Below are 13,885 nucleotides of genomic sequence, written 5' to 3' on the forward strand. Positions count from 1 at the left end.
CAGCTCGGCCGTCACGGCGTCGTGGAGGGCCGCGTGGCCGGGCGGACGTCCAGCTCGGCCAGCAGCCCCGCGATGCGGGCGGCGCGGAGCGGGTCGACGGGCAGGACGTGACCGGTCCACCAGCGGGCGATCTCCGGGGTCGGCCCCGAGGGAACCCGGTCCAGATAGTCGTCCAGCGGCGGGTCGTAGATGAAACCGGGCACCACGCCCCGGCTCTCCAGCCGGGCGACGACCTCGTCGCGGTTCTCGACGAGCAGGGGCACCCGTAGCAGCGGCAGTGGCGCCGCCTCGCGGACGCCGTCGGCCGCCCAGGGCAGGGTGCGCAGCAGCTCGACCCCGGCCACCCGGCGCTCCCGTTCGCGGTCGATCACCCGGAACCGGGAGCGGTGGTATCCGCGAAGCAGCGCCCCCTGGCGCATCCGCCAGTCGTCGAGGTCGATCCGCAGCCAGTGGTCCATGGCGCGCGGGTCGACCGGGTCGGCGGCGACGACCGCGCGCAACTCCTCCTCGCGGGGCGGGCAGCGGTGGCCGGTCCAGCGCACGAGACCCAGCGCCTTGAGGGCGTGCCACATCGGCCTGACCAGCCCGGTGCGGTAGATCGTCTCGCGCAGCACGGGCCGCAGCGTGCCGAGCAACTGGGCGCGCGCCCCTCCGGGAAGCAGCAGCTCGTCCCTGGCACGCGCCAGCTCGGGCAGCACGGCCGGGTCCTCCGCGGTGAGGAACCCGCCGGACATCGCCCGCCCGTGCTTGGCGAGGCTGAACACTCCGGCCGTGCCGAACGTACCCGCGGGGCGGCCCTGCACAGTCGTCTGCATGGCGTGCGCCGCGTCGTCGAGGAGGATCACGCCGCGCCGGTCGCACTCGGCGCGCAGCTCGGTCACCCGGTCGGGCTGGCCGTACAGGTGCGTGGTGACGACACCGGCGAGGCCGGTCCAGTCGACGGCGGGGACGTCGATGTTGCCGTCGCGCCAGGAGACCGGCGCCATCACCGGCTCAAGCCCGGCGGCGAGCACGACGAACAGCACCGTCTCACAGTTCGTCGGCGAGATCAGTACCCTGTCGCCGCGCTTGAACCAGTGGCGCAGCGCGATGAGCAGGCCGAACCTGGCGGACGGCACGTGGAGGCACTCCCGGCCGATCCGGTCGCGCATGACCGCCTCCAGCGCGCGGCGGCCGTCCGCGTGGTCAAAGGTGGCAGGGCGGGCGCTCATCGGGCCTCCTTCCGAGGGCTCATCGACTCCTCCTGCCGGTGCGCAGCCGACCGTACCGCTTCATGGCCCTGTCGGCGGCGCCGTACAGGACCGGGCTGTCGAGGATGAACCGCCGCACCCGGCGGACCGGCTCGGTACGCAGCCAGTGCGCCGCCGCGCCCACCGACCGGCGGCGCACGATGCCCTCGGTGACCGGAACGGTCCTGCTGCACAGCGCGTCCTTGTACTCCGAGCCGTTACTGATGCCCAGGTCCAGCGAGGTGATCCCGAGCTTCGCGGCGGCCTCGACCATGCGCAGGTGCTGGATCAGGCCGGGGGAGTATCTGGCGTACCCGGGATCGTAGGCGGGGAACCAGCCGATCATCGTCGTGCCGGTGCGCAGCCCGAAGTGGCCCGCGACGGGCCTGCCGTCGGCGTACAGCATCGACAGCGGCCCCGCGAAGTCGTCGGTGTCGGCGGCGTGCAGGCGTTCGACCAGCTCCACGACCCACGCCTTGCCGAAGCGGTCGGCGCGGCCCATCCGCTGGTACTGGGCGGACTTCCACCGGCGCAGCAGCCGGAAGCTCTCGGGGTCGTCCACCGCGAACTCGGAGGTGACCTCGCCCACGTCGCGGCTCAGCTTCCGCTCCTTGTACAGGGTGGACTTGAGGAACTTCGGGGAGCGTTCGCGCAGCTCGTCGAGGAAGGCGTGGTAGCCGTCGGCGAAGTCGAGGACCACGGCCTCCTGCCTGAGCGTCTCGAACGGCCTGAACCACGGCTGGTGGTCGACCAGACAGCCGAACTCCCACACGCTCAGCCCGCACGCCCGAAGCAGGGCGTCGGAGTCGAACTCGGCGCCCGGGCGGTGGACGACCCCCTGGGAGAGCGACACCCACCCGCCCAGAGCGGCACTCACCCCGCCACCGTGCAGTTCGAAGGGGAAGAACCCGACGGGCCCGTCGGACTCGCTGATCACCGCTACCCGCGCCTCCGGGCGGACCTCGCCCATCGCGATCGTGAAGTCCGGGCTGAGGAAGGGATTGTCCAGGTGTGAGCTGGAACGTTGCATTCCGCGCCATGCCGAGATATCGGCCGTGCCCAACTCCGAGGGCCGGATGACGCTGATTCTCATGCGCCGTCCCCCGTCGCGCCGGGGTGACCGGCGGTGTGCGCAAACCTACCGTTCACGAGGCCGGTGGTCCTTTCTCGAAGCCTGGGACCAGGCAACTGGACGTCGTCGGAGCAGGGGGAGGTCCAGACGGCGGGCATGCGGAACGTGCGTCACGGCACGTGGAGACCAGCCCGGAACCAGGCGGCGGCTGATCTCCCGATCCGCGGATTCCCCGACTTCCCGAACTGCGGATCCCCCGATCCGCTGTTCCCCCGAATTACCGCCCGATGCGCTGAATCTATCGGGATATCGCCCTATTCGCTTAGTAACGAGATAGTTCGTTTATTAATGCGGCAGGCTCGCTACGCGACGTCGAAGGAGGCCGGCCCCGAGGGCGTCCTGGGCGGCATCGGAGGGAGCGCGGGGATGAGCCGTTCGATGACCGGCAGGGCGCGATGGGCGTACAGAGGGTCGACCGGCAGCACGTGCCGGGCCCACCAACGCGCCACCTCGGGCTCGGGTGAGGGGTCGGTGAACTCGGGCAGGTAACCGTCGTACGGCGGGTCGTAGAGGTATCCGGTGGCGACCCCGTGCCGCTCCAGCTCGGCGATGGCCGCGTCACGGCCGTAGACCAGCAGCGGAACCCGGAAAAGCGGCTGGTCCAGGTGGCGGCGTACGGCAGGGGCGACGGTGGGCAGCGCGGCCAGCACCGAGACGCCGGCGATCCGCCGTGACCGCTGCCGGGGCAGCGCGTGCAGGCGCCTCGACTGGTACCAGCGAGAAAGGTGGCCCCGCCTGGCCCGGTAGTCGTGCAGGTCGGCCCGGACCCAGGAGTCGAACGCCGGCAACTGCTGCGGTGCGTACTCCATCGCCCTGTGCAGATCCTCGGGGCGTGGTGCGATGCGGTATCCCTCGCGCTCCTCCTCCATGCCGAGGGCACGCATCGCCCTCAGCGCCGGGCGGACCATGTTCAGGCGCAGCGCGGCGTGCCGGCCCGCGGAGGTCAGCACACTGTGGATCTCTTTCTTGAAGACACCGGGCTGCAGCAGCCGGTCGCGCTCACGCTCCAGGGCACGCAGATCCGAGAGGTGCTCGACCGCGATCACCCCGCCGGAGCCCGCTCCCGCGTGCTTGGACAGGCTGAACACGCCGGCCACCCCGAAGGTGCCGATCGGCCTGCCGTTCACGCTCGTCTCGATCGCGTGCGCGACGTCCTCGATCAGGATCTTGCCGCCGAACGCGGCCACCCGGTCCGGCAGGCCGTACAGGTTGGTGGTCAGCACCGCGTCGACCGTGTCGAGGTCGACGGCGTCGGCGTCGATGTTGCCGTCGTCAAGGGAGAGAGGGGCGATGACCGGGCGCAGCCCGGCCGCGAGCACGAGGAAGAGGATCTCGTCCGCCGACAGCGGTGACATCAGCAGTCGCTGACCAGGGCTGCACCAGTGCCGCAGGGCCAGATACAGGCCAAGGCGGTTGGAGGGCAGCGGAAGGCAGAGGCGATGAGTCCGCTTCGCCACTATGTGCTCAGGAGTCACCGGAGACCAGATATCACGTACGACATCGTGACCGCAAACCGGAAGGGTCGTGTCGCCCTAACCGGTCGCCACCTGGGATGTTTTGCCATGTTTCATCACTCTGCGCATGTTTGGGAAGATCAGCAGCGCGACCAGGAGCTGGCTGCCGAGCATGGCGTAGCCCACCGCGGCGATTCCGAAGTGGGGGAAGAGCACCGCTATCGAGGTGAGGACCAGGACGGCCATCCCGATCTGGACGAGGGCGAGCTTGCGTGCCTCGCTCTGGGCGCGCAGCATGCTGAGGCAGATCTCGATCACCGTCTGGGGGAGCACGGCGATCGCCATCAGGCGCAGCAGCGGCGTGCCCGCCTCGGCGAACCCCGGGCCGAACACGCCCAGGATCAGCGGCGCGCCGATCACGACCACCGCGACGACCGGCCCGACGATCAGGAAGGTGCGCCGCAGCGCGTTGCGCACGCTCTGTCCCAGCTGGGCGGCGTTGAAGGAGCCCTCGACGGTGAGCGAGACCGCCATGTTGGCCGCGAGCAGCCCGACCATGGAGCCCAGTGTGTGCGCTATCGAGAAATAGCCGAACGTCGGGGCGTCGTCGAGCCAGCCCGCGACGATGACCGGGACGAGATAAAGGATCAGCAGGATGGAGAACGCGCCGGGGAAGTCTCCGGCGAGGAAGCGCCCCACCTCGCGCAGGCGCGGCGGGTTCGCCGCGGTCACCTCGGTGTTCTTGACGTGCCTGGGGATGATGACCCCGAAGATGAGCCAGCTGATCGGGATCAGCGCTATGGCCGTCGGCACGATCCACGAGACGAAGATGCCGCCGAAGACGCCACCCTGCGGCAGCGCGTGCGCCAGCGCGATGAGCAGGCCCATCTTGACCAGGCCGAACGCCAGGCTGTTGACCGGCACCCAGACGGCGTTGCGCAGCCCGGCCAGTGTCACGTCCTGGAGGGTGAAGATCGTCCACACGAGCACCGAGGCGAGGAAGAACAGGCCGGGACCGAGCCCGCCGAGGTCGGCGTAGACCGATCCCCACAGCGGTAAGGTCAGCAGGAACCCCAGCGCCGCCACCAGGCCGGTGGCTCCGGCGACCGCGTAGCCGCGCAGGATGAACTCGGCGGTGCGGCGCCCGGCCACCGGGATGAACCTGGCCATGGCGCCCGCGAAGGCGAGCCCGGTCAGGGAGGAGAACAGCCGCATCGCGCTGATCTGGGCCTGTCCCTCACCGAACGCGGTGGCGCTGTACAGGTGCGTGGCGAGGAACCAGTAGCCGAGCCCCAGCACGGCGGTGATCCCCGTGTTGATCATTAGCGCGTAGCCCTGCAGGAACAGAGGGTTCCTGAGGTCCTTGCGGAGGCGGTCCATCAGGCCGGTCCCGCGTGCCTCGGTGGCCGTCCGGCCCGTCGCCCGCTCGCCTTCGTCGCGCGTCACGCCGCCATCATCGGCCGGGTCGCTTGCATCGACCTTGCCGCCGGCTGTCCGGAGACCGGAGGCCGTGTTCGCGCCGGGCCCGAGAATGTCCGGCCCGCTGTCCGGTGCGGGGACGCCGCTCCCCGGCCTGGCGTGCCGGCCGGTGCCGTGCTCACCCACGCCGGTCTCTCCGATCCGCGCCGTTCCCGGAGGCGGCGCGGGAGCGCCGCGAATCGCTCGGGCGGGGTGGGGCGGTGGTCTCGTCGACGGGGACGGAAGGGCACGTCACCGGCCTTCGCGTCTCGTCGCGAGACCTGCCGGTCACCGAGGGGTACATGAGAATCGGCACGTGAGTCATGATGCCCCAGTTTCCGGCGGGCCGTGTCCGGCATGTATACGGAAGTCCCAGGCAGGACTTGATTGTGATAGAGGCTGCCCTGCTTTCGTAGGGATTGGGATGAGCGGGAGTGGCTGAGATCACCGATGCCGCCGCGAGCGGCTCGGCGCGTGGGGGAGGAATCGGAGCGATCCGTAAGGCCCGGGGAAGCCGGAAGATCCGGAAGGCCAGGGCTTTTCGCGGCGGTTCGGACGCCGGGAGCCGGGGACGTCAGGGGGCCGGGAGGGGGCCGGAACGCGGTTCGGATGGAGTCCGAGGTTCCGGGACGCGGTTCAGCGGGAGGTGAGGAGGCGGTTCAGGACGCGGACGCCGAACTCCAGACCCTCGACGGGGACACGCTCGTCCACACCGTGGAACATGCCGAAGTAGTCAAGATCCGGGGTGAGCATCAGAGGGGCGAAGCCGTAGCCCCTGATGCCGAGCCCCGCGAAGGACTTCGCGTCCGTACCGCCCGACATCACGTAAGGCACCGGTCGCGCCGACGGGTCCTCGGCCACCAGGGCGGCGCGGAGCCGGTCGAAGAACGGCGAGTCCATCGGGGCGGAGGGGGCGTCCTCGATGTTGACGAACTCCCGGGTCACCCGGGGGCCGAGCAGACGGTCGATCGTCTCCAGGAACTCCTCCCGATGCCCCGGCAGGAACCGCCCGTCCACGTGCCCCTCGGCGGTGCCGGGGACCACGTTGACCTTGTAGCCCGCCTGGAGCATCGTCGGGTTCGCCGAGTTGCGGATCTGCGCCCCGAACAGGTCACCGATCCTGCCGAGCCGCCGCGCCTCCTCCTCCAGCCGGTCGAGATCGATGCGCTCGCCGAGAATGGCCGACAGGTCCTCGATCAGCGCCGCCACTCCGGGCGTCAGCCGCACCGGCCAGCGGTGGGAGGCGATCCTGGACATGGCGTGGCAGAGTTCGGCCACCGCGTTGTCCACCGGCGGGCGGGAGCCGTGGCCCGCGACGCCGGTCGCGGTGAGCCGCATCCAGGCGGTGCCGCGCTCGCCCACCGCGACCGGGTAGATCCGCGTGCCCCCGGCCGTGACGCTGTAGCCGCCGGACTCGCTGATCGCGTCGGTGCAGCCGTCGAACAGTTCGCGGTGGTGCCGTACCGCGTGGCGCGCCCCGTACTCGCCGGTGGCCTCCTCGTCGGCGAGGAAGGCGAGCACGATGTCCCGGTCCGGCCGTACTCCGCGCCGGGCCCAGTCGCGGACCAGGGTGAGCGTCATGGCGAGGGTGCCCTTCATGTCGACCGCGCCCCGGCCCCAGACGCATCCGCCGAAGACCTCGCCGGAGAAGGGGGGGATCCGCCAGTCGGACGGCCTCGCGGGGACTACGTCGAGGTGGCCGTGGATCAGCAGGGCCTCGGGCGAGTCGCCGGGGATCCTGGCGATCACGCTGGTCCTGCGGCTGGCCGACTCGAACACCACGGGCTCGATCCCGGCGTCGGACAGCAGGGTGGCGACGTGCTCGGCCGCCGGACGTTCACCGGTACCGGGGTTGGTGGTGTCGAATCTGATCAGATCCGAACAGATCTGCGCGACCTCGCTCATCAAAGAACGCCCCCGGAGCCAGATTCCCAAAGCTTTTGATCAAAAGGTGCATACCCCTCCGGGTTGGAAATAGCACCCCATGTGGTCATTATGTGGTCGTTTCGAGCACTCCCGGTCGGCTATGACGCCGCCACCCCTCCAGGGTCCGGGAGCCCGGCCTCACTCGCTGTGCGCGGTCTGCGGGGTTTTTTTGGTCGAGCCCTTCGCCACGCTGGGGTCGCCCGCGGCGAACGCCTCGGCGACCTTTCCTCCGATGCGTCCGCGCTCGCTCACCTCGATCCCGTGGGACTTCGCCCACGCCCGGATCTCGGCGCTCCGCTCACGGTTGCCGCCGGAACTCTTCGACCTGCCCTTGCGGCCCATGGAAGTGCTCGCCTTGCGGGCGGCGGACTGGAACGGTCTGAGGGCTTCGCGAAGTTTCGTGGCGTTCTTCGAGCTCAGGTCGATCTCGTAGGCGGTGCCGTCGAGGCCGAACGAGACGGTCTCGTCGGCCTTCTTGCCGGTGATGTCATCGGTGAACGTGACGACTTGCTGACGTGCCATTGTGTGACTCCTTAATCTTGGCGCCGGAGCGTGCGGCTGTGAACCCGGCCGACGATGGTCCCGCGTCTCTTCCCCGCGCGTAAAACTCTAGTCCCTCCTTTCGTTGTCGCGCTCAGGAAACCTCTGTTCGCCGGAGATCCACTCTCTCAGGTTAATTACTCAAGGTCGGACTCCGGCGCCTCCACGTCATTGGTAAATGCTTCCCGTTCGCGGGGCATTAAAAACGACGACGACACCGGGACCCCTTGGCGCCTTGTATGCCGGGCTCTGTCGGCTGCCCCGGCGGGCTTTCCCGAAGGAGTGCCGGGGCACTTTGGAGTTTCGTGACCTCCGGGTGGTTTCCATCCTGGCCGCCCGGAAAAAAATCGACTTCCACCACTTCGGGCCACTCCGGTCCATCGTTCCGCCGCGGTTCGTTTCCCTGGCTCCGCGGCACCGGAGACGCCGGTCTCCCGCGGCCGTCATCTCGGCCCGCAGACAGGTTCTTTCGTTCCCTTTTCGCTGCTCACGGTACCTGTCAAACCGAGATCGCACGGAAGGGGCGAGGGGTGGGCCAGGCCGGGAGAGGCGGAAGGAGAGGCTTCGCGCGGGTCGCGCCGGACGCTCGGCGGACAATTCACGCACGCCGGAAGTTCGTAACCGAGCGCGTTCCGGGATTCCGGAGGACAAATGACTTCGCCGCCCCCGGAATGCGTGCCGCCCGTCCACGGGTTTCAGGTGTCCGGTATCGGGTGCCTTCGAAGACGCCCGCCGGTACGTTGCCGATCACATTGAGGTGTGATCTCGACACTCTCAGGTAAGGCAAGACTCGCCTTGCGGACCGTATGATTCCGGGCGTCTCGCATTGCGGGGGAGGGGAGACGTCGGCGGTCGTTTGCTCCTTGGTCGACATTGGCCCGTTCCATCACCCGGATCAATCAGGCGGCGTTCCCCGAATTGTTCGCGAACCGATCGGAGATCGGATAGGCGTATTGACCGGATCCCGGCGTTCCCGGTTCGGCCGGACACTCGGGGTCCGGTACCCGGCCGTCCGGCCCGATCACCGGATCGCCCGGACGTGGTCACCGGGGATTCCGCCCCCTGGCCCGCCCACCCCGGCGACCGGGAGGTCCGGCGGTCCCGGGCCTCGGGCGGGCTCCCGAACCCTCGGCCCTTCGCTCCGGAGCCTCGGGAGTCTCAGCGGGAGTCCTCGGCGTCGGTGGCCGACACCTCCCCTGCGGACGAGATCGGATTTGTCGGTAGCGATCTCTACCGTCCGGCTCATGACAAACGCAGTGCAGGCCTACGCCTATGCCGGTCCCTCCGCGCTCGCCGACGGACATCTGGGCCTGTCGACATCCGGTGGCCGGACCACGTCGGGTTTTCTCGACCATCCCCGCTTCTTCAGCGGGGTGCTCACCCAGGCCGCACCGGCCGCGACCGGCCTGCTCGCGGTCGCCGACGTGGCATTGGCCCGCTACCACCGGCCGCAGCCGGGGTTCACCCGCGATCCGGTCGTGACCTGCGGTGGCGACCGTCTTCGATTCGAGTCCTTCTCCGCCTGCGGCGGCGTCTACGCCCGGCTGGACGTGCTCGGCCCCGCCCTCGACGGTGAGATCTTCGACCGGGGCACCACCAATGTGGACGTCAACAACCCGCTGCGTGAGGCACTGGCCAGGGTCGGCGCCCGTGACCCGCTGCACGTCGGGGTCGGCCCCGACGAGCTCACCGTGACCACCCTGGACGGCGCGGTCGTGGAGAAGAAGGTGCCGCTGCCCGACCGGTGGCTGCGCGGTTTCGCGGAGGTCCAGGTGATCGCGTCCGGGTTCGACCTGCGTGCCGAACTCGCCGGGCCGCAGGCCGTCAGGTTCCTGCGAGGACTGCCGAAGCGGGCGACGGCCGAGGTGTGGGCGGTCCCCGCCGGCAGGGAACTGAGGCTCTCGGAGCGGGCCGTACCCGGTGGGGTCCATCTGGCCGGGACCGGCAGGCTGGCGACGATGATGCCGTCGCTGCGCTTCACCAAGGCTCTGCGGGTGTACGGGCCGGCGGACGGCTCCGGGGCGAGCGCCTGGGAGCTGGAACTGCCCGGTATGCGGTACACGCTGGTGCTTTCTCCGCAGGCCTGGCGCGGTTTCTCCGGGGAGGGAGCCGTCCTGGACGATCTTTCTTCAGACGTGGTGGCCGGCGACGCCGACCTGGTCGGCATCCTGCTCGACTTCGAGCCCACCCTGGAGCTCGGCCTGCTCGCCGAACGCTCCGGACTCGCGCCGGAGCGGGTCCGGGCCGCGCTCACCCAGCTCGGCACGGCGGGCCGGGTCGGCTACGACCTCTTCGAGGCCGCGCACTTCCACCGCGAGCTGCCCTACGACCGTGACCACGTCGCGGCGCTGAACCCCAGGCTCGGCTCCGCCCGCGCCCTGGTGGCCTCCGGCGCGGTCCGCCTCACCGGTCCCGATTCGGCCGAGGTGACCACCGGAGGCGGCGTCCGCCTGGTGCGGATGGCGGAGGGGTCGTGCACCTGCCCCTGGTGGTACGACCACCGGGGCTCGCGAGGCCCCTGCAAGCACGTGCTCGCCGCCCGGATGGCCGCCGGCACCGCGGACGCCTCCCCGGCGGCGCCGCTCTCCCACGTCGGGGAGGACTCCCGATGACGGTCTGGGACGAGGTCCGCGACCTCATCGACAAGGGCGGTCTCGACGAGCTCGCGGCCCGGATGGCGGGACTCGACGCCGCCGGGCGCAAGGAGGTCGCGAAGGAACTTCCTGGACACCTCAGGTCGGCGCGTCTCGGGACGAACGCCTTCGATCGGTGGGAGAGGCGGGGCGCGCGGAGAGAGCACCTGCGGGTGGCGGGCGCGGGCTCGCTCGGTGGCGCGGCGGCCGCGGCCACCTGGCTGAACCGCCGCGAACTCGCGTTCTTCGGCTGGGAGACGCCGGGTGACACCGACGCCCTCATGACGGTGATCTCCGCGCGGGAGCCCGGGTGGCAGGCCGATCTGGTCACCCGGCTCACGCTCCGGATCCGCGACCGGACCTCACCGGGGATACCGCTGGTGCTGGCTCTGCTCCGCCGTACCGGCGTGACCCCGCCCGAGCACGACCCGCTCGTGCTCGGCTGGCTCGCCACGCCGCCCAGTGCGAGCAGGCTCCGCAGGGATCCGCTCCTCGACACCATGCTGCCGAGGATCTTCGAGGCGCAGGGCGTGGGCCGCGCCCTGCGCGAGGAGCGAAGCACCCCGCTGCGCGCCGGTTCCTGGCTCAGTGCACTGGCCATGCTGGGCGGCGAGGGGCGGGCGAGCCGCGAGATGCTCGTGAACGGCTGCGTGAGCCGGTTCCTGCGCGGAGGGGACGCCACCGACCTGCGGTTCTTCGTCCGCCTCCACGAGTTGCTCGAACCCACGTACGCGGAGGTGGAGGCCCGCGCCCGCGACTACCTGCGCCTGCTGCCGGCCGCGCCGGGGCCGGTCGCGGAGCTGGCGCTCAGGCACCTGCGCCGCCTCGACCACCTCGACCCGGCCGACGTGACCGAGGCGCTGGAGAGCGTGCTGTTCCGCGCCGAGAGCGGGCTGGTACGCACGGGGCTGATCTGGCTCGACCAGACCCTGCGGCGGTCGCCGGAACGGGCCGACGAGCTGGCCCCGGCCCTCGCGTCCGCGTTCGGCCACGAGGCGTACGCCGTACAGGAACGTGCCACGCGTCTCGCGGTCAAGCACGCGGCACACCTCACTCCGCTCGGCGCGGAGACGCTGCGCTCGGCTCCGGGCGCGCTCCCGCCCGACCTGAGACGGCTCCTCGCCGAGGCTCTCGGGGGAGAGCCGGAGCCCGAGTCGGAGCCGGAGGTTCTCGCCCCGCCGCCGCTCACCCCACCCGATCCGGTAGGAGCCTTCCCCGACCCGCCGGGCACGGTCGCCGAACTGGTCCGCGCGGGCTCGTCTCGCGACTGGCAGGAGGCCGAGCGGTGGCTCGCGGGCTTCGTCCTGCTCACGGCGGAGGACCGCGAGGCGCTGCGCGCCGCGCTCAGCGGGAGCGTCGACCGAATTCACGAGCTCTACCAGAGGGAGGACTGGTACGCGCCACACGACTGGTTCACCGCGATCGCCGCCGAACTCGTCACCCCTGGCGCCGACCCCGGACCGGCGGCCTGGGAGATGTCTGAGGCTCCGGAGGTTTCCGAGGGGTGGGCCTTCGGGAGTAGTACGACCGGTCCGGGGGACGCGGGCGGCTGGGAGATGTTCCTCGGTGATTTTCTCGCCGGAGCGCGCCACCAGATCATGCGGGTCCTCGCCGGAGTTGGCGAGAGCGGCGGGGCGGCAGGACCAGGGGAGGCGCGCGGCACCGCCCGAGAACTCAGGCCCGACCGGCTCCCCGGTGAGCACGACGTCTCCACGCCGCACCGGTTCGTGCTCCGGCGGTGCGCGGAGGTGCTCGCCGCGCTCAGGGCGGGAACGCTGCCGCCGGTCCTGCTCGCGACCCCGACCGCCGCCACCGGCCACCTCGATCCCGCCGTCTTCCTCACGCGTCTGGAGGAGGTCGAGGCCACCGGGGCCGAGCCACTGCCCGCCGACTTCCAGCAGGCGCTGCTGCGGTTGCCGGCGACCGTGGAACCCGAGGTGGTCGTCCGGGCCGGAGCGCTCACCTCCGAGGCCGGGCGCCGGGCGGCGCGATGGCTGGCGGAGGGGCCGGTCGAGGTGGAGACGCGCGTCCGCTGGACGTTCACCGAGAACGGGAACCTCCGCTACACCGACGAACACGAGCCGCCTTCGGGCGCCGGCCTGAATCCGGTCCCCTGGACGCGGGCCGAGGCGACCGGCCTGACCTTCGTCGACGAACTGCTCGGCGGGGTGCCGAGCCGCGACGGGGAGATGCACGGCCGGTACATGGCCTGGTGGCCCGCAGTCCTGCCCTCGCACCGTGACGTGGTCGCCGTCGGCTATCTCCCTCATCTGCTCCACTCCTGGTACGGGCCCGCGGTCCAGCCGGAAGACGTCGAGGCGCTCATCGCCGGTGAGGGGCAGGCCGGTGAACCGACCGCGCTGCTGCTCGCCTTCTTTCTCGCCCAACGGGATCCGGACCGCGGCGTGCGGCTGGTACTGCGGATGGCGGCGAGGGGGGACCTGCCCGCGGACGCACTCGGCAGGCAGCTCGCCCTGCTCACGGAGCGGACCTGGGTGAAGCTGCCGCACGCGGTGGCCGGGCTTGAGCGGGCGGCCAGGCAGGGAGCCCACCGAGAGGTCTGGCAGATGATCCGGGCGGCACTGCCGCACGTGTTGCCGGGAGAGGGGGAGCGGCCGCGCTCGGGCGCGACCGGGCTCGTCGCCCTGGGCGTGGAGGTGGCCGGCTGGGCCGGGGCGCGAGGAGAGATCACCGGGCTCACCCCGTCGTCACGCCGTTCCTCGTCGGGGTTCGGCCGCCAGTGCCGCCGCCTGCACGACTATCTCGTACGGCCCTGAGCCCGCCCGCTCGGGGTGGGGGTGGCGGGACGGCGGCCGGGCGGACGCCGTCCCGTCGGGCGCGCGGAGAACCCGGCGGCGGCGAGCTTGCGGATCAGCACCGTGAGCGCCGCGGTGATGATCGCCGCCCAGGTCTGGGCCTGGGAGAGGCGCAGGAGCCCGGCCGCGAGGAGGAAGTCGAGCAGCACTCCCAGGGCAGTGCCGGCAGCGCCGCCGGAGAGCAGGACGGCGAGCGCCGCGGCCAGTCCCATGACGACGATGAGAGGAACGAGCGTGCGGGCGAGGTCAGCCATTCCCCGCACCGGGCGGGACGTGCCCACCGGGGTCGTCCGGCGAACCCCGTCCGCCGAGGGCGGCCTGTGAGGCGCGCCCGCGTGCCTCGCTCATCGTGCGTCCCTCCCGCTGGATCTCCCTGTTCAGGAAGAAGTTCAGGGCGGTGCGGATGGCCGCGATCGCCGCGAGCTGCCCGATCTGCGGAAAACTCGGCGCGATCGCCGTGCGCAGCACGTCGCTCGCCAGCTGGAACTCCAGGCCGAGCGCGAGGAAGCGTCCCAGGAACAGCCGCACCGCGATGAACCCGTCCTCGTGCCGCCGTACGGCCACCAGCACGAACCGCACGAACGCGATCGCGGCGCCGACGAAGATGACGGCCGCCCCGGCCGCCTCGACGAGGCGTACCAGCAGGTCGACGAGCCGCCGGAGGGTCTCCTCCGGTAGAAGATCGGGCATGCGCTGC

General features: G+C 71.1%; 10 protein-coding genes. 2 read left to right on the plus strand and 8 right to left on the minus strand.

The features are described from left to right. Positions 1–11: 11 nt before the first annotated feature. From ACIBH4_RS03430 to ACIBH4_RS03455, 6 genes are all read right to left on the minus strand, one after another. Positions 12–1,211 carry a DegT/DnrJ/EryC1/StrS family aminotransferase gene (locus ACIBH4_RS03430; protein WP_362505462.1) on the minus strand — a complete coding sequence of 400 codons (1,200 nt, stop codon included), beginning with the start codon at positions 1,209–1,211 and terminating at the stop codon, positions 12–14. A gap of 19 nt (positions 1,212–1,230) precedes the next feature. Next, complete coding sequence (locus ACIBH4_RS03435; protein ID WP_362765490.1) at positions 1,231–2,322, minus strand: GNAT family N-acetyltransferase; 1,092 nt, start codon at positions 2,320–2,322, stop codon at positions 1,231–1,233. A gap of 341 nt (positions 2,323–2,663) precedes the next feature. Then, positions 2,664–3,836, minus strand: a complete 1,173-nt coding sequence (locus tag ACIBH4_RS03440) for a DegT/DnrJ/EryC1/StrS family aminotransferase (protein ID WP_362505468.1) — start codon at positions 3,834–3,836, stop codon at positions 2,664–2,666. Between the two features lie 57 nt (positions 3,837–3,893). Continuing rightward, on the minus strand, positions 3,894–5,261 hold the full coding sequence (locus ACIBH4_RS03445; RefSeq protein ID WP_362505471.1) for a hypothetical protein: 1,368 nt from the start codon (positions 5,259–5,261) through the stop codon (positions 3,894–3,896). Positions 5,262–5,909: 648 nt separating this feature from the next. Next, positions 5,910–7,178 carry a M20/M25/M40 family metallo-hydrolase gene (locus ACIBH4_RS03450; RefSeq protein ID WP_362505474.1) on the minus strand — a complete coding sequence of 423 codons (1,269 nt, stop codon included), beginning with the start codon at positions 7,176–7,178 and terminating at the stop codon, positions 5,910–5,912. A 159-nt stretch (positions 7,179–7,337) separates the two neighbouring features. Continuing rightward, complete coding sequence (locus tag ACIBH4_RS03455) at positions 7,338–7,721, minus strand: Lsr2 family protein (protein WP_362505477.1); 384 nt, start codon at positions 7,719–7,721, stop codon at positions 7,338–7,340. A gap of 1,262 nt (positions 7,722–8,983) precedes the next feature. Here ACIBH4_RS03455 and ACIBH4_RS03460 point away from each other — a divergent pair. Further along, positions 8,984–10,351 (plus strand): SWIM zinc finger family protein, encoded by a 1,368-nt coding sequence (locus ACIBH4_RS03460; protein ID WP_362505480.1) that lies wholly within the window; start codon positions 8,984–8,986, stop codon positions 10,349–10,351. Further along, the gene (locus ACIBH4_RS03465; RefSeq protein WP_362765493.1) at positions 10,348–13,149 is read left to right on the plus strand and encodes a DUF6493 family protein; all 2,802 of its coding nucleotides are present in this window, start codon (positions 10,348–10,350) and stop codon (positions 13,147–13,149) included. The genes ACIBH4_RS03460 and ACIBH4_RS03465 overlap by 4 nt, the downstream gene beginning before the upstream one ends. On the opposite strand, the gene ACIBH4_RS03470 is transcribed toward ACIBH4_RS03465, so the two are convergent. Together ACIBH4_RS03470 and ACIBH4_RS03475 are read right to left on the minus strand one after the other, a co-directional pair. Further along, entirely contained in the window at positions 13,131–13,442 is a 312-nt protein-coding gene (locus ACIBH4_RS03470; RefSeq protein ID WP_362505486.1) for a hypothetical protein, read from the minus strand. The genes ACIBH4_RS03465 and ACIBH4_RS03470 overlap by 19 nt on opposite strands. Next, positions 13,435–13,878 (minus strand): DUF1622 domain-containing protein, encoded by a 444-nt coding sequence (locus tag ACIBH4_RS03475; protein WP_362765496.1) that lies wholly within the window; start codon positions 13,876–13,878, stop codon positions 13,435–13,437. The genes ACIBH4_RS03470 and ACIBH4_RS03475 overlap by 8 nt, the downstream gene beginning before the upstream one ends. Positions 13,879–13,885 lie beyond the last annotated feature (7 nt).

Source organism: Streptosporangium sp. NPDC050284 (genome assembly GCF_044459525.1).
In the GTDB taxonomy this organism is placed as follows: Bacteria; Actinomycetota; Actinomycetes; order Streptosporangiales; family Streptosporangiaceae; genus Streptosporangium.

Excerpts from the sequence above, each read along its gene's own strand:
- ACIBH4_RS03430 (WP_362505462.1), bottom strand. The coding sequence starts at position 1,211 with ATGAGCGCCCGCCCTGCCACCTTTGACCACGCGGACGGCCGCCGCGCG.
- ACIBH4_RS03435 (WP_362765490.1), bottom strand. The coding sequence starts at position 2,322 with ATGAGAATCAGCGTCATCCGGCCCTCGGAGTTGGGCACGGCCGATATC.
- ACIBH4_RS03450 (WP_362505474.1), bottom strand. The coding sequence starts at position 7,178 with ATGAGCGAGGTCGCGCAGATCTGTTCGGATCTGATCAGATTCGACACC.
- ACIBH4_RS03455 (WP_362505477.1), bottom strand. The coding sequence starts at position 7,721 with ATGGCACGTCAGCAAGTCGTCACGTTCACCGATGACATCACCGGCAAG.
- ACIBH4_RS03460 (WP_362505480.1), top strand. The coding sequence starts at position 8,984 with ATGACAAACGCAGTGCAGGCCTACGCCTATGCCGGTCCCTCCGCGCTC.
- ACIBH4_RS03465 (WP_362765493.1), top strand. The coding sequence starts at position 10,348 with ATGACGGTCTGGGACGAGGTCCGCGACCTCATCGACAAGGGCGGTCTC.
- ACIBH4_RS03470 (WP_362505486.1), bottom strand. The coding sequence starts at position 13,442 with ATGGCTGACCTCGCCCGCACGCTCGTTCCTCTCATCGTCGTCATGGGA.
- ACIBH4_RS03475 (WP_362765496.1), bottom strand. The coding sequence starts at position 13,878 with ATGCCCGATCTTCTACCGGAGGAGACCCTCCGGCGGCTCGTCGACCTG.